Genomic DNA, 19,911 nt, shown 5'->3' with positions numbered 1-19,911 from the left:
CTTCGCGAGGTGGTAAACGGGCAGGGGTCGGTCAGCGCGTACGAGCGGGACCGGACGGCGGAGGGGCGGCTGCCGAGGACGGAGTGGCAGCGGTAGGTGAGTGGCCCGGTCGGTGCGGGGAGGCGGCCACGGCCGCCTGGGCGCGAGCCCCGTACCTGGGCAGGAGGTCTTCGTGTGGGCGGGCGGGAGTGGCAGCCAGCGGTGGGGCGCTGGCGGGGATCACCTCCGGCATGACCGCCAGGTCGCCTTCGACGTCGGCGATCCGGTCGCCGAGGAAGGCCACATGGTTGGCGATGGTGCGCAGCCGGGAGCCGAGCTCGTGCCCGGCGTCGGTGTCCAGGCGCTCGCACCACGTGGCCGTGGTGCTGATGAGCTGTTCCAGTTCGCTCATGGCGCCGAAGTCTTCGTCCAGCAGCTCCTGCAGGATCTCGGCGGCATCCATCGCACGGTCGACCGTGTGCAGCTCGGCGGTCAGCGCGGTCAGCGACTGCGCCGGGACGGCCTTCCGCGCGGGCGCGCCGGAAGACCGCGGGACGGGCGGGGGCACCATGAGGCGCGGGTCGGTTGCCACCGACAGACCCGCGTCTTGCAGAACGCGAGCGGCACCGGTCACCGCACGCAGGACCCGGTTGTACGGGGCGTCGCTCGGCAGGAAGTACAGCCCCGATTCCGGGTGTTGGCGGAAGTGGTGCTTGCGCAGGACCTGCTCGGTATGGGGGTTGCCGGCGGCGACTTCGGCGACGACACCGAGGTCGGGATGAGGGCCGATGGAAATGTGGGGTTCGAGGCGCACGGAACGCGCTCCTTATATAGGGGGCTGTTATCGGCTGGGGGTGGGCGAGGCAGAGGGAGCCTGGGGCGAGTGGTACGGCGCGGGACTGTTGGCTGTCGCAGGCCGGGAAGTGGCGGAGTGCGCGGGAGAGGCGGTGGCGGCGGCGCGAGCCCGGCTGTTCTGCTGGGAAGGCGCCGTGGTCGTCGGCCGCGGTGGCAGCGGGCTGTCGAGGTCGAGGAAGTCGGCGCCGGTGAAACCGAGGTCTACGCTCAGCTCGGCGATTTTGTGGCCAAGGCGCCGGCAGATACGGGCGAGGTCGGTGCCCTCATCGCCGAGGCGCCGCTCGCACCACTCGGCGGTGGTCTCCAGCAGCTGGTGCAACTCCGGGATGGCGCCGCCCCGATCGTCCAGGAGGTCGTCGAAGACGTCGGCGACATCGGTCGGACGCTGCGCCTGAATGATCCGGGATGTCAGCGCGCGGATGCTGTAAACCTGCGGCGGCTCCTGCAGATGGGGGTCGGCGGCGACGGTGTACCCGATGGCTTGCAGGTCACGGATGAGCTGAACCATCGCGCGGCGATCGGCACCGTCGGCGAGGACGAAGATGTCCAGCTCCTTGTGGTGGTCGAACCCTGCGGCGTGCAGTGCGGCTTCGGCTTGCGGCAGTCCGTCGGAGACGGCTGCCACGGTTCCGAGTTGGGGGTGAAGACCGAAGGCGATGTCGGGTTCGTTTGCCATCGCAGTGTGCTCCTGGGGTTCGGGGAACGGGGGTGCTGATCAGCGGGAGCGGTGCCCTGGCGCCCGCAGTCCGGTAGCCGGTGGTGCGGCCAAGGGGCGGCTGGCCGGGGTGTCGGTGGCCGCACGGACCCGGTGGCGCAGGGTCGAGCGGGCGGGAGAGACCGCGGTGGCTGCCCGTGCTCGCGGCTCCGGTGGCGGCACGGGGCGGCCGTTGCCGCGGACGTAGGCGAAGGCCGCGAGTGCACGGTCGGTATCCGCGAGCCGGGTCTCGACGTACCGCAGGTCGCCCTCGCCGTAGAGCAGGACGCCTTCGCCCGTCGCGGGGTAGGTACCGACGCAGCGCAAGGTGCCTTCTGCATCCCGCAGTTGGTCGAGGACGACCAGGCGGCCGGAGGTGATGTCGGAGGCGAGGGCGCGAGCGTGTGCGTACGGCTCAGACAGAGCCTCGGCGGGATCGCGGTGGCGGTTCTGGGAGGGCCGGGGTGGCAGCGGGTCGGGCTCGAGATCAGCGTCGACAGCGACTTGGTAGCGCACGATGCGCAGGCTCTGCACGGCCTGGCGGGTGCGGCGGATCCCGTCCCGTTCGGGCTCGGCCAGCGCGTACAACTGGCGGCGGCCGGGAACGGGCTCAAAGCCCACGCGCCGCAGAACGTGGTCGATGACAGGGGTGTTGTGCCGGTTGGCGGCCACAATCCCCAGGTCCGGGTGGTGGCCGATGACTATGTGCGGGTCGTCCATGAGGGTGTCTCTTCTGGCGTCGGGAAGGTCAGCGGCCGCGCGGCTGGGTCGGTGCGGAGGTCGGCGGGGCGGAGACCGCCAGGACGTTGGCGGATGGCTCGGCCACGCGTTGCCGTCCAGGTGACGGCGCGCTGGCGGCACGAGCCCTCTCGGATCCGGTGGTGGCGCGGGCGCCACGGTGCGGGTGGGCGAGGTGCCGGTCGGCCAGGTGGCCGCGCAGCTTGTTCAGCTCCCGGGCGTAGGCACCCAGGTCGGTGGCGAGATCACCCAGCTGGTCGCTGTACCCGTGGTCGGGCAGTGTCCCGAGTCCTTGCCACCAGCTCGCTGCGGTCTGAAGGTTGGCGACGGCGGAGTCCAGCACGCCGAGCTGGGGCACAGTGATGTCCGCCAGCAGCCAGGCGACATCGCGGGTGTGCGGGGCCTGCTCGATCTGGTTGTTGACATCAGCCAGGGCCGAGACCACTGGCGTGCGCAGCGTGGGCGGGACGCTGGTGGTGCGCAGCTCCGGGAGTGAGGAGTGCGGGCCGGGTACGGGGCTGCGGTAGGGATGGTGGGCGTTGCGTGCTTCGAGCCGATTGGCCAGGTCGTGGGCCGTGCGCGTGTGAGAGGCGAGGGTCTTCGCGATGCGTTCGAGGCGGTCAGCGCGCCGGTGATCCGCGTCGCCGCCGAGGCCCTGCCACCAGCGCGAGGCTGAGTGCAGGACCTGCACCGTGTGGGGGAGGATGCCGTCGGCGGGCTCGGTGAACTCGCGGAGCAGCCGCGCGACGTCGCTGGTGTGCTCGCACCGGTCGATCCGTGTACCGAGATCGGAGAACGTCCAGCTCAACGGTTCCCGGAACGGATCGTCGGTCACGGGGGCGTCCAGGTCCGGGGCGAGGCCGGGCCGGTAGGCGATGCGGGCCAGCACAGCGGCGGCGAGCGAGGCTTGGTGCTGCTGTTCGCGCCAGTCGGTGAGGCCGGCGGGGAGCCGGTGGTACGCGGGCAGCGGGGCGTACGGCGAAGAGTCTCGTCGTTGCCCGACGGGCAGGAACCCGGCGGAGTGCTGCAACAGCGCGGAAGCGAAGTGGTCACCTCCGCGGGCGGTGACATGCCCGGTCTTCCGGTCGCGGGCGATGGTGACGTGCAAAGCGGAGTCGGAGTCCGGCACAGGTGGGTCTCCGTTCGATCAGGGAGGGGCAGGAGTTCAGCGCGTACGGCGCGGTGGCTGCGGGGTGGCCGGAGGCGGCGGCTCGGTCTCGTCGGAGCCGGGACTGGCTGGGGCATGGCCCGTGGCCGTCCGCGCCTGGGCGGCCTGGATGCGCAGGAGCCACTGGGGATCAGGACGGTGCTGGCGGTCTTCGGGGAGGGCTAGCAGCTCGTCGGCGGTGTGATGGATACCGACGGTGGCGTCGAGCAGTGCGCGATTGGCCTCGTGCAGCCGCTCCGCCAGCGGCGGGGTGCCGAGGCCGTCGACCCAGAAGCCGGCCTTCTCCACCACTTCGCGGAGTGCGGGCAGCATGCCGATCTTTTCGTCGGTGAGGACGTAGAGGAGGGCGGCGACCTCGACGGCTTCGTCGGTGTGGACGATCTCGTCGATCAGCGTGCTCAAGGTCTGGTTGTAGGCGTCGTCAGTGACGACGAGGGGCGGCGTGCCGGTGCCGTCATTGCGTAGGCGCAGTGCCGGGTCGATGACCACCGGGTAGCGGGCGGCGGTGAGCATCTCGTAGGCGAAGGTGGCCTTTTCGTTCTCGTAGTCCTCGCCCATGTCGTAGTGGAGCCGGTACCAGGACTGGCGGATCGAGGACTGGGGGATGAATCCGGCCCGTTCCAGAAGCGTGGCGGCGAATGCGTCACCGCCTTCTGCGGTGACGCCGCTGGTGGGACCGCGGGCGATATGGATGGCGGGGATGGGCTCGGGCATGCGTTGGCCTTCTGTGGCGTGGCGGGCGGTTCGGCGCGGATGCGTGGCGTGAGGGGGTGTGGCCGAGGATCCGGGCCTGGAAGTGTTTGGTGAGGCCGGGAATGTGCGGTAGGGAGCCGACGGGGCGCCGCTCAGCGGGCGCGGGGCGCGGACATAGCTGACAAACCTTCAGTTGCAGTGAACCCAGGGGGGTCTGCATGCATCCGGGCGTCCGTGTCGAAGAGTTCGCGCTCGCGCGGATGAAGAAGGTGCTGGGTGATGAAAGACCGGCCCGCCACCTTCCACAGGCCGCGTCCCTTGGTGAGGGCGGAGACGGCTTGGGTCTCGACGCCGGTCAGGCCCAGGAGGGTGGCGGCGGTGGCGAGTTGGTCTGCTTCCTGGCGGTAGATGATCCGTGTGGAGCAGTCGGTCAGCAGGCCCTCGGCGAGTGCTCGGCCCCGCGATCCGGCGTCGCCCGCGGTCAGCAGGTCGGACAGCCGGTGGATCACCATCAGGTTGGCGATGCCGAGTCCTCGGGAGAGCTTCCACTGCGACTGCATGCGCTCCAGCAGGGCGACGTGCCGCATGACGCGCCAGGCTTCGTCGTAGATCACCCAGCGCCTGCCGCCGGTGGGGTCGGCGAGGGCGGCCTCCATCCACGCTGAGGCACAGGTCATGGCGAGGACGAGGGCGGTGTCGTCGCCGGCGCCGCCGAGCCGGGAGAGGTCGATGGACAGCATCGGTGCGGCCGGGTCGAAGGTGACGGTGGAGGGGGCGTCGAACATGCCGGCCAAGTCACCGTGGACGAGGCGGCGCAGGGCGTGCGCGAGGTCTTCGGCGGCCTGGCCCAGCCGCCCGGACAGCTCGCCGGTGGCCGTGTCGAGCCGTGCCGGTTTGCCCAGGACGTGGGCGACGTCGCCGAGCAGTGGCGTGGCGCCGGTGGCCTCGGCGGCAGCGACGACCTGGTCGAGGGCGACGTCGAGCGCGGTGTGCTCCATCGGGTGCAGATCGCGGCGCAGGACGGTACGGGCGAGGGAACCGAGCAGCAGCAAGCGTCGCTTGCGGACCTCGCCCTTCCAGTCCTGCTCGCTGATGCCGTACGGCTTCGCAGGGGCGTCGAGCGGGTTCAACCGTCCCGGGAGGCCAGGGCCGAGGGCGATGGTGCTGCCGCCGAGGGCCTGGGCGACGGCTGTCCACTCGCCCTTGGGATCGCAGGGGACGTAGATGCGGTAGCCGAAGGCGACGGCGCGTACTGCGAGGGACTTGGCGAGGGCGGACTTGCCCATGCCGATGATTCCGGCCAGCAGGATGTTCGGGTTGGTGAAGCCCTCCAGCCGCCCGTACAAGGCGAACGGGTCGTAGGTGAACGCGGCTTCGGCGTGGACATCGCGGCCGATGTAGATGCCCTGGGCGCCGAGTCCGCCCTCGGCGAGGAAGGGGTACGCGCCACTGGCGGTGGCCGTCGTCATCCGGTGTGCGGGCAGTTTGAGGAGGCCGCCTCGGGCGGAGGCGGCGCCCGGCCTTCCCGAGACGGGGTAGGTGGCCCGCAGGTCCGGGTCGGCACCGGGAGCAGTGGGGCGGGTCTCGGGCCGGGCCGCGTAGCGGGCGGTGTGGCGGGCGGCGGCGAACTCCTCCCGCGCGGCACGGGCGGTGGCGCGGCTGACCTTGCGCGGGGTGAACAGAGGGCTGGCGCTGGCGCGCGTACGAATCGCCATGGGGGCAGGAACTCCTCGGGCGGTGTCAGTGGCGGATGAGGCCGGTGAACGGGTCGTGCAGCTCGGCCGGGGTGGTCTGGCGACGGACCCGGGCAGCGGTGGCGAGATGCCGCTGGCAGATCGACAGCTCCGGGGCACCCTCGGGAAGACCGGCGCGACACGCCTCAGGGCTGCGCGGTTGGCCGGCGGCGGGGTGGGGTGCTGCGTGGTACGCGGCGTGCAGGTGCTCGGCGGCCTGCCACAGCCGGGTCCGTACGGCTCGCAGGTGGTCGCCCTCGGCCTCGGCGACCACGGTGGTGCGGGTGGTGTGGGCGTCGAACAGGCCGTGTAGGGAGATCAGATGGGCGTGCAGGGAGTCCAGCTCGGCGCGGCTGGCCGCGACCGTTCCGGCGGGGATGTTGATGCTGCGGTGGAAGTCGAGCGCGGCGGTGGCGAACGGCACGAAATCCGGGGCGAGGTCGGGCAGCGGCGGCTGCGGGGTCAGCATGGCGATGCCCTTCGGCAAGGTGCGGGTGAGAGGACGGAGCGCTACGGGCGGGCGAGGGGCAGGGCCGCGTTGGTGAAGGCTTCGGCCTGCTGCCAGGTCAAGCGGCGCAGATCGACCAGCGCGGAGACAGCAGCGGTCTCGACGGCGGCGCAGGCTGCGTTGAGCTGTTCATCGCTCTCGGCGGAGACCGTGAGCAGTCCGGTCAGAGCGACATCGGCGTGGCCGGCGATCAGCTGCCGCTCACGAGCCTTGATGTCCGCGTACTCGACCGAGTCCTCCTCGGAGTCGACCTGGCCCTTGCGCTGCCGCTCGGCTGCATCCGCGATCACGGTGGCCTTCTTGCGCTGGACGTCCTTCAACGCGGCATCGAGACCCTTGGGCGCGTAGGTGAGTGAAAGGGCGCGGCGCACGCCGGACGCGAACAGCAGCTGGTGCAGGAACCCCGGGCTGGTCTCGATCCGGGGCCAGTTCTCGATCCAGAACACCGCGTGGTGGGCGGTGTCGGTCTGGATCCGGTCGGCCTTCTCCACCAGGACCACGGGGCCGGCGGCGGCCGGGTCGGCCTGCGGGCGCCCGGAGGCCGACCAGCGGTCCAGCGCCGCGGACGCCTCGGGGTCGTACGCGGTGCGCACCACGGCGGCGATCTCGTTGCCGGCGAGCCAGCCGGCGGGGGTGAGCCCGGCGTTGCGGGCCGCCTGATCGAAGGTTGCCGTCAGTTGAGACAGGACCGCGAAGGCACCGGTGAGCCCTCCGCCGGCCTGGTTGATCAGCCGGCGCGCGGCCTTGAGGTCCAGGGCCAGGGCGACGTACGCCTCGTGCGGCGCGGCGGCGGGCCCGGCGGCGGCCAGCAGATCGGCGTAGACGGGGCCGGCCAGGTGGGCGTCGGGGCGACCTTGGTCCTCCCAGTAGCGGTTGAGCGCGTCGCCGGAGTCCGGGACGGTGCGCTCCAGGACCTGGACTCGGGCGATGTGCCCGGTGCGGGCCAGCGCGGCGAGGGCTCGGCCCCACCCGGCGACGTTGGCGTTCTGTGTGGCCGGATCGAGGAGGGCGAAGGCCCGGCTGGAGATCTTCACGACCGCGGTCAATGTCTGCTGATGCGGGTCGTGGACGGCGCCGAAGCGGCGGTCGGGGGAGGCGACCACGCGCAGTGAGGCAGTGGTGCCGGGCAGGTGCAGCAGGCCCTCACGGCGTGGCCGGGTGGATGGCCGGGCGAGCCAGAGCAGCTGGCCACGGGCACGGCGCAGGGCGTACCGGAGCACGATGGGGGACCAGTCGGCGAGCGAGCGGCCGTGGTGTCGGGCGAAGACCCCGACTGCGATCACCGCCCACACCGGTAGCAGCTTGAGGGCTCCGGTGACGCCGGCGGTGAGCAGCACCGCGAGCAGCAGCAGGCCGGTGGCGGCCACGACGACGAGCTGGGCGGCGGTCAGGCCGAGCAGCACGCCGCGCCGGGAGCGGTGCGGGAATTTGACCGTGGCCAGGGCCTCGGCCGGTGAGGTGTCGGAGAGCATGCGAAGCCGTCCTTGAAACGAGATGCAGAGAGAGGAGGAAGGGGGGCGGGCCGCCGCCATCGGGGCGGCCCGCCCCGTGTGAGCCCAGGGGCTAGGAGCGCGATCCGCCTGGCGGGTTGGGGTAGACCCATTGCTGCGGTGTCGCCGAGCCCTGCGGAGAGGGACCGGTGCCGGACGAGGCCGCCCCTCCGGATGCGGCCGGAGGCCGTAGCGGAGTCGGAGAACCCTGGGGTTGCGGGCCCGTGGGGGCTTCGGCTGCTGCGGAGCCCGACGCCGCCGGGGTGTTCGCCGCGGTCTGCTGGCCGGGGCGCCGGATCAGCGGCTGGCCCCGGTCGCCGTCGGTCGGCGGGCGCTTGATGAGCGGAGTGCCCTTGTCGCCGGACGCGTTGGGGTCCTCGCCGTATCGGAACCGGACCTGCTTCGGCGTACTGCTGCTGCCGCCGGTGGGATCGATTCCGGAGGCGACCCCGCCCGAGCCCATGCCCGGTACGCTCGCCGGGCCCTGCGGAGCGGGAGTGCCGGTGCCGGCCTGGACCGCGAGTTGCCCGGCGGTCTTTGCCCCGCGGGCGGCGGTGACGACGCCGGAGGACCCGGAGCGGTGCAGGTCCTCGCCGCCTGCGCCATCGGCGGCCCAGTGCACGAACTTGTACGTGGCGTACGGGGTGAGCATCACCAGGGCGAGCACGACGATGCCGGCCATCGCATCCGATAGGGCGGACAGCCCGTCCTTCGCATCCGCCTTGCCCATGGCCGAGACGCCGGTCAGGAACACGATCGTCATCAGCAGCTTCGAGACGACGAGCGTGGCGGTGGCCTCGATCCAGCCGCGCCGCCAGCGCTTGGCCACTTCCCAGCCGCCTCCGGCCCCGGCGAAGACCGCCAGGGTGACCAGGATCAGGATGCCGACCTTGCGGAAGACCATCACGCCCCAGTACATAAACGCCCCGATGGCGGCGCCGAGGGCGACCATTGCCTGGACCAGCCAGCCCAGTCCGCCCAGTTGCCCGAACTGGCTGACCAGGACGACGCGGCGGATCGCGTCGGAGATGCTGCTCTTGGCGAGGGTGAACAACCCCTCGGACAGGGCATCGACGACGGTCAGGGCAACGGTGGTGAAGGCGATCGCAGTGAAGGCGAAGAAGATGCCCACGATCGTGCCCTTCAGCGCGTCGAACAGCGACTCGCTGTCGCGGCGCCAGGCGGCCCGGATCAGGGCCAGGCAGAAGGTGCCGATGGTAAGGATCAGCCCGATCGGCAGCAGCAGCTCGTAGTTGTCGCGGAACCAGGACGCGTTCAGGTTCACCGTGGTGGTGGCGTTGATGCCCTCGGCGGCGAGGTCGGCCGCCGAAGCAGCGAGCTCGCCGGTCGACTTGGCGATCCAGGCGCCGATACCGTCGGTGATGGCGTCGCCGACCCCGCTGGTGACGCTGTCGCAGACGCTGGACATCAGCGGCAGTTCACAGACGTTCACGGCCATGGCAGATGCCTCCTTTCTTTCTCGTGCGGGGTCAGGGGCTGACGCTCGGGGCGATGCCGGACAGCGCGCAGCGCTCGTGGGGGCGGCACTGGACGGCGAGCGTGATCGAGCGGGACTCGGCACCAGCTCCGCCGCCGTCCCAGGCGATGGACTGGGTGCCGGTGACGGTGACCGCGTAGACGTACGCGGTGGTGATCGCGCCCGGGTTCTCGTTGAGTGCGGCCGTGAACGCGGTCGGGATGTGGCCCTCGCTGATGCGGGCGGTGGCGTACTGGCCGTTCGTCCGCAGCCGCTTCCACAGATCCTTCGTGGGCAGCTGGGCACTGACCGACGACCAGTCGGCGTACTTCTTCTCGCTGGTCATCCACGCCTTCAACCCGGCCAACTGCTGCTGCTGTGACAGCGTGCGGGTGTCGTAGGACCACAGGGCCTTGGCGAATGCCCTGCCGAAGACCACCGGGTCGGTTGTCTTCGGCGGCTCGGCCACCGAGCCCTTGCCGACGGGCTCAGAGGCTGACGGGGATGGGGCAGCGCTGGCCGTTGCGGTCGCCGAGCTGGTCGCGCTCGGAGCGGAGGGCTGGGCCACGCTGTGGCCATCGCGGGTGAGATATGCGATGAGCCCGGCGACCGCCGTGAGGACGGCCAGGACCGCGAGCCCGGCCAGGACCCGGCCGCGCACTCCTGGTGCGCTGCTCGGGCGTGCGTGCGCGGCGGATCGATTCGCTGGCATCAGTGGACCTGCGAGCCGAGCGCGGAGAAGAAGGTGACGATCCCGTTCGCGGCGCCGAGCAGCAGCGCGCAGCCGGCGGCCACTGTGGCGCCCTTCTTGCCGTTGGCCTCGGCCTGGTGCGAGCCGGAGTGGTGGCCCCAGGCCCACACCACGGCGGAGACAGCCAGGGCGCCGACGACGGCGATGATGCCGAACAGGTTGATCGAGGAGATGACCTCCTTCAGGACCGACAGGCCCGGCAGGCCGCCCTCCTTCGGCGTCACACCCGGGTCGTAAGCCAGATAACGGACGTGGTCGGCAAGGTTCACGTGAACTCCAGTTTGAAAATGGACATGCGGAGATGCCCTGGCAGGGCGGAGATGGGGGAGGGGAGGCTGAGGCGACGGCCTCGGAACCGGGGAGCTACGGCCCCGGAGTCACGACGGAGAGCCGGGGGATCAGTCGAGGACCATGCGGGCCGTAGCGGTGAGGTGTTCGCTTCATCGAGGGGTCCATCGAATGGGGGAATGACGGCCGGCAGAGCGCCAGAGAGAATGGGCCGGCAGGGGGTCCGCGCGCTCAGGCGACGATGCGACGCACGGCCAGTACCTGAGACTTCCAGGCCGCGAGCGTCGTGATCCGGACCACGTCACCGGTATGGGGCGCGTGCACGATCAGCCCGGAGCCGATGTACATCCCCACGTGATCGGGGTCTGCGGCAGTGCCCTCGGTGAACAGCAGATCTCCTGGCTTCACCGCGCCCAGGGAGACGGCCTTGCCCTCCTTGACCTGGGTGTAGGTCGTACGGGAGAGCGTCACGCCGGCGGCGGCGTACGAGCGCTGCATCAGCGACGAGCAGTCACAGCGCCCCATCGGGTCCGGCCCGTGCGAGTCCGTACATGAGCCACCCCACTGGTACGGGGTGCCGAGCTGGCCGAGCGCCCAACGGATCGCGGTCCGTACCTTGGTGGGCGCGTGGGCGGGAATCTCGTACCCGTCCGGCAGCGCCCCGGCGGGAATCGTGCCGAAGCCGGCGCTGTCCTCCCCACCGTCGACCGCGCAGCCGGAGGAACCGGGGGCGGCGGTCGCAGTGTCTGTCGATTCACCAGCGTCATCCGCGGAGCCCAAGGCCTTCGCGATCGCCGACTGTAGGGCGGTGGCGAGGTCTTCCCACTTGGCGTACGCGTCCGGGTAGCCCGAGCGCTGGACCTCCTGCGCGGCCTGCGTGACGGTCAGTTGCTGCCACCCGTCGACCTTCAGCAGGTGGGTGTAGAACTGCGTCGCTGCGTACACGGGGTCCTGGATCTGCTCGGCCGTGCCCCAGCCCTGCGACGGACGCTGCTGGAACAACCCGAGCGAATCCCGGTCCCCGTACGACAGGTTCCGCAGGCCGGACTCCTGCAGTGCGGTCGCCAGGGCGACCACCTGCCCGCGCGTTGGCACCTTGAGCGCGACGCCCGTGGCGACGATGGTCTTCGCGTTCGGTATCTGCTCCGCAGGATTGCTCAGACCCGCGATCGAGACCGAATCGCCCTTACCGCCGGTCAGAATCGACTCCACCTGCCGCGCGACGGCCGCGCTGTCCACAGCCTGTGTACTGCTGGCCGTGCAGGCCGCCGCATCCTTGGCGGCTACGACGACGAGCGGGGCGGCCAGTAGCAGTGGACCGGTGGCGACCAGGCCCACCACGGCGCCGGTCGTCTTCACGGCCACCGCCGGAATAGGAGTTTCTGGGCATGCTGCATTCGCAGCTCCTTACTGTGGTGGCGCGGCGCCGGTCTCTCGTGGAAAAGGTCACCGGCGCCGCGCCGGTGTGAATCCGAACTCCCGCAGGAGCGAGAGGAATCCGGTATCCAGGGCTGCTAACTCCCGGAAGCCGGTGATGTCATCGGGGCGCGGCAGCCAGCCGCGCTCGTAATCTCAGGCAGCACATCAAAAATGCGTCCCCTCGCTCGTCGATAACACGTCTCAATTGTGATGCCGGGACTGCCCCGTTGGACGGGACAGCACAGAACAACACAGGTCAGCAGGAGTGGAGGTGGGCTCCGTCCTGCGAACACGGCGAGACAGTAGACGCGATTTCCGGCCGTACCAAACGACCCCTCGATCCGGCCCGTTCTCGGTGCGATTGACGGGCTCTGGGTTCATTGGGTGCGGCCGGAAATAGCCGCTAACCTCCCGCCCATCAACCGCCCCGAGTGGCTGCTCTCTATGCCACCCGGAGTCACTTTTGCGCGACTCCCGAAGGAAAGCGCGTCTCATGACTGAATCCCCGGAAAGCGAGAACTCCCGGATGCCGTACACCCTCCACCGAGGCGACGCACTGACCGTGCTCGCCGGCCTCGGCGACGACAGCGTCGATGCCGTGATCACCGACCCGCCGTACAACAGTGGCGGGCGCACCAGCTCTGAGCGCACCGGCCGCACCGCGCGCTCGAAGTACACCTCCGCCGACGCCGAGCATCAGCTGGCGAACTTCCCAGGCGAAAACCGCGACCAGCGCTCGTACGGCTTCTGGCTGAGCCTGCTGCTCACCGAGGCATACCGGGCCACCGTCGAATCTGGTGCCGCGCTTGTCTTCACCGACTGGCGGCAGTTGCCGACGACGACGGACGCCCTTCAGGCGGCTGGATGGACCTGGCGCGGCATCGCCTCCTGGCACAAGCCGGTCTCCCGCCCACAGCGGGGCCGCCTGAAGCAGTCATGCGAGTACATCGTCTGGGGCACCAAGGGCCCGGTTGACGCCGACCGCAACCCCGTCTACCTCCCCGGCCTCTACACCGCGAGCCAGCCGAGGAAGGACCGCGTGCACATCACCCAGAAGCCCGTCGAAGTCATGCAGGAGCTGGTCAAGATCTGCCCGCCAGGCGGCATCGTCCTGGACCCCTTCACCGGATCCGGTTCCACGGGGGTCGCCGCGCTGAGGGAGGGACGGCAGTTCGTCGGGATCGAACTCTCTGACCACTATGCGGACATCGCTGAACAGCGCCTTCGCAACGCCCTGACCCAGGACGACTTCGAACTGGCAGGACCCGAAGAATGAGACCAGACCACGCCAGACCTCCACCCCTGACGACACGCAGAACGGGGGCGGGTGTGACGTCGGAATACCGATACACACCCGCCCCCGAACGATCGTCAGCAGCCGTCGACGCTTCGCCGGACGAGGTCGCTGGCTCTCGCCAGGTCCTCCTGCGACCGGATCCGCAGCTCCAGAGGGCCAGTCCCCAGACAGCCGATCTTGCGAACGTCACGGGCGAAGCCCTCGACCAGCTCGACCGTGTCCGGGTCGACCGCAAGCCGGACCACGAGGGTGTGGCTGCGCGGCTGGAATCGGACGGTCGCGACGTTCTTGATCCGCCGGTAGGCGACGTAATGCAGCTGGAACTCCTTCTGCACATCAGCATCGGAGATCAGCATGGCGTCGAGGTCGGAGTACAGATCCCGCAGCGACTCAGGCGACTCGTCGTAGAACTGCCGGACCGACTTGACCGTCGAACCACCATCCCCAGGACCCGCCGAGGGTGCGTTCGCCCCCGCCGGCGTGCTCGGGGTCCGAAGTGATGTCGCCGAGCCGGTCACGGAGGCGACAAGCTGCAGAGCCAGCAGGCCCCCACCGAAGTCCCGGTAGCTCACGAGATCGATCCGACGACCGATCTCCTCCAACGCGTGCGTGTCGTGCGACGTGAAGTCTCCGGCGATGCACACCAGGCGGGGGTTGCTCCAGTCGACGGAGCCAGCCGCCTCGTCGCCCAGCCGCTCCTTCACCAGGCTCTCGAACTCATGGCGATGGTCCCGCAGCCACGACAGGTACGAAAGAGCCTGAGTGATCACCGCCTTACCATTCGAACGCTTGTACTCAATGATCGCCGGGTTGCCGTACTCGTCCAGCCCTAGCGAGTCGATCCGCCCCCTGTGCCGCGAACCGGTGCCGTACTCCGAGGCCAAGAACCGGATCCCGAGCATCGCTTCCATGTTGCGCTCGATCAACGTCTGCAGGTGACGCTCCAGCGCCACCGCCGCTCCCGGGATCTCGGCCGCCATGCCGTCCGCGACGCGGAACAGCTTCAGATCGTTCACCGGCTCCAGCCCTCCCCATCGCAGTCGGTGTCCTGAACAGGGCCAATCGTTCAGCTCGGGCATGTATTCCGGTCTCTCCACGGCAGCTGCGTCTGGCGCTCGTTCTCCGGCTGCGGAGTCGTCGAGGTAACGGTCGCGAAACGGCGCAAAACCTGGACGGCCTGGTAAACAAAACGGTTTCCTGCAAAGCGCTGGCCAGCCAAAACCTCGATGGATCGCCGTAGGAGCGTGTTCCACCCGCACCTGGACAGAAATGCAAGAACGGGCCGACGTCGGCTACTGGGCAGACGACGGAGTGGCAGTCTGAGTCAGACCCGAGCGCCGCACCCTGGCGGTGCGTTGAGGGCGCTCTCGACCCATCACTGCACGAGGAGAAACTCCATGCTCAGGAGAGAACACGCAAGCCATGTGTCTGTGCCATGCGTTGGAGCAACTCCAAGCTCCTACAGCACGGCGTGGGAGCAAACGGTCATCATCGTCATCGTCATGATCCTGGCGGCAGGTCTGGGTTCTCAGGGGATACCCGAACCCAGGATCTTGGCCCTCTTGGGCGGCGCGGGTCTGATTGCTACTCACCTGCTCGACCGCTCAGCAAACGCGGCGCCGGCCTGCTCAGGCTGCTGATTGGTCACATGATGGGACGCCCCGAGAAACCCGTCGTTGCATGCAGCACGCCAGTGAGAACGCTCGCGCTGTGGTTGCGTACGCAGCGCGGGCGAGCTGGCCTGTCGTATGCGCAGCTGGCAGCGAAGTGCGGCTGCTCAGCCTCGAAACTCTCGCGCGCCGCGAGCGGAGCTGTCGTGCCGGCGTTGAGTACTACAGAAGCCTGGGCCAAGGCGTGCGGCGCCGACCCTGGAAGGGCCAAGTCGCTTTGGCGGAAGGCTCGGGCTGCTGCTTGGAAGGGATCGGCGAGCCGGCTACAGCTCGATCTGGTGAGGGACTTCAACGACCTGCGCACCGCCATGCAGGCGCTACGCACACAGGCGGGAGTCCTCTCCTTGCGGGACTTGGAGCGCCTCGCAGGCCCTGGCAAGCTGCCGCGCAGCACGCTGCACACCATTCTGTCCGGTGAGTCGAGGCCGAGCCTTGGGCACCTGTGCGCGTTCGTAGCCGCTTGCGGCATTGCTCCGGCCCACCGGCATGAGTGGGTGCACGCGTGGAATCGCGCGAACGCGCACCGATGGTCGCGTCGAGGGGGCGGGTACATGATCGCCCCCACCCTCGCCGCATCCCCTGGCAGCCCGCCTCCAGGTCATGTCTGATCACCTAGCCCGACGTGCCGGTCTTTACGGAGGTGACTCTCGTGTCGCGGCGCAGTGGGGAGAGGCGGTTCGTTCGGCCGCACGCGACCAGCAGGTCGTGCTCGCAAACTTGTGCGGAGCAGGCTGGTACCCATACCGTGAGGGGCCACGAAGTTTCCGGACAGGCACCCAATAGGGTTGTCCTGAACAAGGAAACGAGGAAGAAGTGGCGCCACCCAGTAAGTACTCGCCGGAGTTCCGCGAGGAAGCCGTCCAGATCGCGTTGAGATCAAGCAAGACGATCTCCGAAGTTGCCCGGGAGCTTGAGCTGAACTCGGAGACACTACGCGGCTGGGTGAAAAAGTACCAGAAGCAGCAGGAACCGGCCCCCGATGCGGAACTGACGGTGAACGAGCGGGCGCGCCTGAAAGAACTCGAACGACGCAACCGCGAGCTGGAGATGGAAGTTACCTTCCTGAAAAAAGCCGCAGCGTACTTCGCGAAGGATCCCCGGTAGCAAGCAAGTACGAGTTCATCGACGAGATGCGGCTCGACACCGAGAAGTACGCATACAGCGTCGAGTTCATGTGCGGCCGACTCGGCGTCTCCAGATCCGGCTACTACGACTGGAGATCCCGCCCGGAATCCGCGACAGCTCAGCGGCGCGAAGAACTGAAATTGCTCATCGAGAAAGCCTTCGACATGTCCGACAGCACCTACGGGCACCGGCGCATTCAGGCCCAGCTGCACCGCTGGGGTGTCGCCGCAGGCGTGGAGCTGGTCCGCCGCCTCATGCGCGAACTGGGCCTGGTGCCATGCCTGCCACGGCCGAAGAGGTTCAACCTCACTCAGGCTGCGGCCGGCCAAGTGCCGGACCTCGTCGGCCGCGACTTCACCGCGGATGCGCCCGGCAAAAAGCTTGTCGGCGACATTACCTATATCGCGACCGGGGAAGGCTGGCTGTACCTCGCAACGGTCATCGACTGCTGCACGAAGGAAGTCATCGGTTACGCGATGGACGACCACTACCAAACCCCACTGATATCCAGGGCGATCCGTAACGCGGCACGGAACAGGAACCTCTCGGCCGGCGCGATATTTCACTCGGATCGCGGAAGTAACTACATGTCAGCCGAGTTCGGGAGGACGCTGGACCGCTTCGGGCTCCGCAGATCTGCCGGCCGCACCGGGATCTGTTTCGACAACGCCATGGCCGAATCATTCTTCGGCTCCCTGAAGAACGAGCGCGTATCAAGGGTGACTTACCTTACCCGCGAGGCGGCCCGGCAGGACATCACTCGCTACATCGAATTCTGGTACAATCGCAAACGCCTCCACTCGGCGGTGGGTTACCGCCCTCCGTGCGAAGTCCACGCCGAGTACGAGAAGTTGCGAATTACCGCGTGAAATAAACGGTCAGAAGCCTGTCCGGAAAACGCGAGGCCCCTCACCGGGAACTCTCCTCGCCGGAGTGCGGCTATGAAGTCCACCCATGCCTCGGCTTTGAAAACGATCACTGAGTCGTCAGCGTCTTTGGAGTCCCGGACAGGGGCCTGGCCCGGTGGGGGGGGGTAAGTATTTCCAGGCAGGCGTTCTCGTTGCCGCTGTAGCTGCTCTTGCGCCAGACGCGGATGATCGTTTCGTTCAAGGCTGCGTGTCCTCGCCGGGGGTCGGATTCGTTCATGTGTGCTCTTCGGTGGTGGCCAATTCATACACCTCGCGGCAGTTGAGGGTGCCGGGATGTTCGGGGCCCAGTACGCGTGTGCTGGCCGCGAGGGTGTGGGCCACCAGATCCCGCGCCTGCTGGCGGTGCCCGGCGCCGATGAGGATGCGGGCGAGCCGTGCCTGGATGGCCAGGGTGTGGGGGTGTTCCGGCCCGAGGACGCGCTCGCGGGCTTCCGCCACGATCCTGGCGATGTGCTCCGCCTCGGGCCAGTTGCCCTGGCGGAGCAGGATGCCGGCCAGGAGATCCTGGGCGTTCAGGGTCCGCGGGTGCTCTGGGCCCAGGACGCGTTCACCGCCGCTGAGCGTTGCCCGGGCGAGAGTTTCGGCCTCATCCAGCTGGTCGTTTCTGGAGAGCACCCAGGCCAGGGCGATCCTGCTCTGCAGGGTGTGCGGATGCTCGACGCCCAGGGCGCGTTCGCTGAGTGCGAGGTTGGGCCGGGCGAGGGCTTCGGCCTCCGCCCAGCGCCCCTGTTCGCCGATGGCGTCCGAGAGGCAGGCCCGGCTCTCCAGGGTGTCGGGATGCTCCGGTCCCAGGGCACGGTGGCGTCCGTCTGCCGCACGCCGCATGTGCTGCTCGTCCTCGGTGAATCTGCCGAGCCCGTACAGCGCGAGGCCGAGCGCGTGGGCGCTGGCCAGGGTATCGGGATGGTCGGCGCCGAGGAGGGTTTCTCGGGCGTCCAGGGTTGCCTGGTGGAGATCGACAGCTTCGGCGAACCGGCCGGTTCCGGTGAACGTGCGGGCGAGTTCATGGCGGTCGGCCAGCGCGTCGGGCGTCGCGTCGTCCCGTGTGGCGGCGGCAGCCGCTTCGCCCAGAGCATGGGCGGTGGCGTAGTCGCCGCGCGCGTAGCTCTGGACGCGCAGCCCGCGGACGACGGCCAGCGCGGGCGTCAATGCCCGGCTGCTCGTGCCGGCGGAGCGCCGCAGCAGTGCCGTCGCGTGCGGAGCGAACAGGCGCAGGCTCTGGCTGTCGATGTACTGGTCGTCGCTCGTGGCCAGGAGCTGCGAGAGGAGTTCGGCTGCAGCGGTGAGCACGATGTCGCGTTGGTCGAGCGGGATCCGGGCGGCGACGGTGTCCAGGAGCAGGGCATGGGCCTGCACGGTACGCACGGTGGGCCGGCCTGAGTCTCCGGGGACGTCCTGGAGGGAGACGAGTGACTGGGACTTCAGCCCCATGACGGCGGCGTTGGCCCGGCCGCCGACCAGAGGAGGATCCGCCTGCGCGAGGGCCGTGGCGTCCAGGCGGGACGGCGTGAGCAGGCCGACCGGCAGGGGATCGGGTGCGTAGCACGACAGCACCCGCAGCACCGTGGTCGCCTCGGGGAGACCCTGCCGGTGCAGGGCGTCCAGCGACAGCTGCCAGGTGCTGCTGATCAAGCGGCGCAGATCGCGTTCGCCGGGCTCGGCGCCCAGGTCCAGGACAGTGCTCGGATCGTGCCGCAGGCGCTGGAGGTAGTCGTGCACGGTCACCGGTTCCACGACCTGTTGGCCCAGGTAGGTGCCGGCCAGCATCAGGGCGAGCGGGTGGCATCCCAGGCTGTGCGCCAGTTGCTCCAGCGCGGCCAGGTCTGTGTCGCCGACCTGGAAGTCCAGCAGCACATCGACAGCGTCCGACACGTCCAGTACGCCGAGGGGGTGCGATACGGCACCGTGCCACAGCAGGGCGGCGCCGCGCCGGGTGGTGACGAGTACGGTCCCGCGTGGGCTGGAGCGCAGCCACCCGGGCTCCTGGAAGATGGTGGGTTCGTCGGCGTTGTCGAGCACGAGGAGCCAGCGTTCGGCAGAGCGGTCGAGGTAGTGCCAGACCAGGTCCGCCGCCGGGCGTCTGCCGGCTCGGGCGGCGTCGACCTCGTCCTGGGAGGCGCCCCGGTCGGAGGCTACGGCGAGCATTCCGGCGCGGAACGAGGTGGTGCTGGAGGCGTTGACCCACAGCCCGGTGATCCCGTGGCCGCCGACCGCCTCGTCGAACACGGTCAGTGCCACTGCGGTCTTCCCGCAGCCGGGCATGCCGTGCACGATGTGGATGCCTTGCGGCTCCGGCTCGCTGCCCAGGATTGTGGCCAGGAGCGCGCGTCGGAGGTCTCGCCGGTCCCGGATCGGTGAGTGCATCCGGGCGGCCAGAGGTACGCGTACTGAGTCCGGCCCCGCCCATTGCTGATCCCCCAGGGCGCCGAGGGTCGCGGCAATGTGGGTGTGGTACTCGGTGATGTGCTGGTCACGCTCGGCGCGGAACAGCCGGCCGTGATCGCTCACGGCGGTGCGTGGCACCGGCGCGTCGGGCGAGTTCGGCTCCACGCCCTCGGTCACCGTTCGGTGATGTGCTGGTCACGACCGGCCTGGTAGACCCGGCCGCTGCCGGAGACCTCGGCACGCATGTGGACCACCGGGGCCTGGACCTCCTGCCCCGCGGGAAGCAGAGCGCGGGACTCCTCCAGGACACGGAGCAGCTCCTGCGCGATGTCCGGATCGGCGATCAGCAGGCGGCGTAGCCGCCCCTGCCACTCTCCGGCCAGGGCCTGCTCGCCGAGTGTGTCGCCATCCTGCCGAGCAGCCAGGATCTCCGCCCGGGTCACCTCCAGCTCATTGCCGACCTCGTCGGCCTGGCCAGGACGCACGCGGCGCCACAGCGCGACGACGCCGTCGCGGGTGTGCTGCCAGACATCGGTCGCCATCAGCGCCACGACGGTGGCGCTCGCAGTCTGCGCCATCACCGTCAACTGCGGATCCATGCTCCCCCCGAACCAGCTGTACCTCACATCTGCCCCATGATAGGCGGCTGTTGGCATGAACGGGCCGTGATCCGCTCCCAGTGGGGGTGACCACCTCATAGGCGCCACACTCT

Annotated in this window: 20 protein-coding genes; 3 read left to right on the top strand and 17 right to left on the bottom strand. The window is 69.4% G+C overall.

From position 1 onward, the window contains the following. Window positions 1–31: 31 nt before the first annotated feature. From E4N62_RS18600 to E4N62_RS18545, 12 genes are all read right to left on the bottom strand, one after another. Window positions 32–793: a hypothetical protein gene (locus tag E4N62_RS18600; RefSeq protein WP_230215762.1), complete on the bottom strand. Its 762-nt coding sequence runs from the start codon at window positions 791–793 to the stop codon at window positions 32–34. Between the two features lie 27 nt (window positions 794–820). Beyond that, complete coding sequence (locus tag E4N62_RS18595; RefSeq protein WP_230215760.1) at window positions 821–1,510, bottom strand: hypothetical protein; 690 nt, start codon at window positions 1,508–1,510, stop codon at window positions 821–823. Window positions 1,511–1,549: 39 nt separating this feature from the next. After that, on the bottom strand, window positions 1,550–2,248 hold the full coding sequence (locus E4N62_RS18590) for a hypothetical protein (protein WP_230215757.1): 699 nt from the start codon (window positions 2,246–2,248) through the stop codon (window positions 1,550–1,552). A gap of 28 nt (window positions 2,249–2,276) precedes the next feature. Beyond that, window positions 2,277–3,395, bottom strand: coding sequence for a hypothetical protein (locus E4N62_RS18585; RefSeq protein WP_230215755.1), 1,119 nt, complete (start codon window positions 3,393–3,395; stop codon window positions 2,277–2,279). Between the two features lie 36 nt (window positions 3,396–3,431). Continuing rightward, complete coding sequence (locus E4N62_RS18580; RefSeq protein WP_230215753.1) at window positions 3,432–4,148, bottom strand: hypothetical protein; 717 nt, start codon at window positions 4,146–4,148, stop codon at window positions 3,432–3,434. Between the two features lie 131 nt (window positions 4,149–4,279). Beyond that, entirely contained in the window at window positions 4,280–5,842 is a 1,563-nt protein-coding gene (locus tag E4N62_RS18575) for an ATP-binding protein (RefSeq protein ID WP_230215751.1), read from the bottom strand. Between the two features lie 25 nt (window positions 5,843–5,867). Next, window positions 5,868–6,329 (bottom strand): DUF6238 family protein, encoded by a 462-nt coding sequence (locus E4N62_RS18570; protein WP_230216305.1) that lies wholly within the window; start codon window positions 6,327–6,329, stop codon window positions 5,868–5,870. 41 nt (window positions 6,330–6,370) lie between these two features. Continuing rightward, window positions 6,371–7,840, bottom strand: coding sequence for an SCO6880 family protein (locus E4N62_RS18565; protein WP_230215749.1), 1,470 nt, complete (start codon window positions 7,838–7,840; stop codon window positions 6,371–6,373). Window positions 7,841–7,931: 91 nt separating this feature from the next. Then, on the bottom strand, window positions 7,932–9,311 hold the full coding sequence (locus E4N62_RS18560) for an ATP-binding protein (protein ID WP_230216303.1): 1,380 nt from the start codon (window positions 9,309–9,311) through the stop codon (window positions 7,932–7,934). Between the two features lie 37 nt (window positions 9,312–9,348). Beyond that, window positions 9,349–10,047, bottom strand: a complete 699-nt coding sequence (locus tag E4N62_RS18555; RefSeq protein ID WP_230215747.1) for a hypothetical protein — start codon at window positions 10,045–10,047, stop codon at window positions 9,349–9,351. Next, entirely contained in the window at window positions 10,047–10,355 is a 309-nt protein-coding gene (locus tag E4N62_RS18550; protein WP_230215745.1) for a DUF6112 family protein, read from the bottom strand. The genes E4N62_RS18555 and E4N62_RS18550 overlap by 1 nt, the downstream gene beginning before the upstream one ends. A gap of 250 nt (window positions 10,356–10,605) precedes the next feature. After that, window positions 10,606–11,733, bottom strand: a complete 1,128-nt coding sequence (locus tag E4N62_RS18545) for a C40 family peptidase (RefSeq protein WP_230216301.1) — start codon at window positions 11,731–11,733, stop codon at window positions 10,606–10,608. 586 nt (window positions 11,734–12,319) lie between these two features. Between E4N62_RS18545 and E4N62_RS18540 the strand changes: the two genes are divergently transcribed. Continuing rightward, window positions 12,320–13,069 (top strand): site-specific DNA-methyltransferase, encoded by a 750-nt coding sequence (locus E4N62_RS18540; RefSeq protein WP_230216299.1) that lies wholly within the window; start codon window positions 12,320–12,322, stop codon window positions 13,067–13,069. A 95-nt stretch (window positions 13,070–13,164) separates the two neighbouring features. Here E4N62_RS18540 and E4N62_RS18535 read toward each other — a convergent pair whose 3' ends face one another. Continuing rightward, complete coding sequence (locus tag E4N62_RS18535) at window positions 13,165–14,106, bottom strand: DUF5655 domain-containing protein (protein WP_230215742.1); 942 nt, start codon at window positions 14,104–14,106, stop codon at window positions 13,165–13,167. Between the two features lie 419 nt (window positions 14,107–14,525). Here E4N62_RS18535 and E4N62_RS49480 point away from each other — a divergent pair, with 419 nt between their 5' ends. Beyond that, a complete protein-coding gene (locus E4N62_RS49480; protein ID WP_374117015.1) occupies window positions 14,526–15,368 on the top strand; it encodes a helix-turn-helix transcriptional regulator in 843 nt (280 codons plus the stop codon). 205 nt (window positions 15,369–15,573) lie between these two features. Next, window positions 15,574–16,754 (top strand): IS3 family transposase gene (locus tag E4N62_RS18530; RefSeq protein WP_230215740.1). Its coding sequence is split into 2 segments (ribosomal slippage): window positions 15,574–15,838 and window positions 15,838–16,754, totalling 1,182 coding nucleotides; the frame shifts between segments, so codons are not numbered across the junction. Here the strand turns inward: E4N62_RS18530 and E4N62_RS18525 are convergent. Genes E4N62_RS18525 through E4N62_RS18515 form a run of 4 tightly spaced genes read right to left on the bottom strand, consistent with a single transcriptional unit; the run spans window position 16,697 to window position 19,798 of the window. Continuing rightward, window positions 16,697–16,864 carry a hypothetical protein gene (locus tag E4N62_RS18525; RefSeq protein WP_308185215.1) on the bottom strand — a complete coding sequence of 56 codons (168 nt, stop codon included), beginning with the start codon at window positions 16,862–16,864 and terminating at the stop codon, window positions 16,697–16,699. The two genes, E4N62_RS18530 and E4N62_RS18525, sit on opposite strands and share 58 nt — an antisense overlap. Then, window positions 16,861–17,031, bottom strand: coding sequence for a DUF397 domain-containing protein (locus tag E4N62_RS48035; protein WP_268269546.1), 171 nt, complete (start codon window positions 17,029–17,031; stop codon window positions 16,861–16,863). The genes E4N62_RS18525 and E4N62_RS48035 overlap by 4 nt, the downstream gene beginning before the upstream one ends. Further along, complete coding sequence (locus tag E4N62_RS18520) at window positions 17,028–19,376, bottom strand: tetratricopeptide repeat protein (RefSeq protein ID WP_230215736.1); 2,349 nt, start codon at window positions 19,374–19,376, stop codon at window positions 17,028–17,030. The genes E4N62_RS48035 and E4N62_RS18520 overlap by 4 nt, the downstream gene beginning before the upstream one ends. After that, window positions 19,373–19,798, bottom strand: coding sequence for a hypothetical protein (locus E4N62_RS18515; RefSeq protein ID WP_230215734.1), 426 nt, complete (start codon window positions 19,796–19,798; stop codon window positions 19,373–19,375). Before E4N62_RS18515 ends, E4N62_RS18520 begins: the two co-directional genes overlap by 4 nt. Window positions 19,799–19,911 lie beyond the last annotated feature (113 nt).

The sequence above is a fragment of the Streptomyces sp. MNU76 genome, from assembly GCF_020982545.1.
In the GTDB taxonomy this organism is placed as follows: domain Bacteria; phylum Actinomycetota; class Actinomycetes; order Streptomycetales; family Streptomycetaceae; genus Streptomyces.
This window is presented reverse-complemented; position numbering and strand designations above follow the sequence as displayed.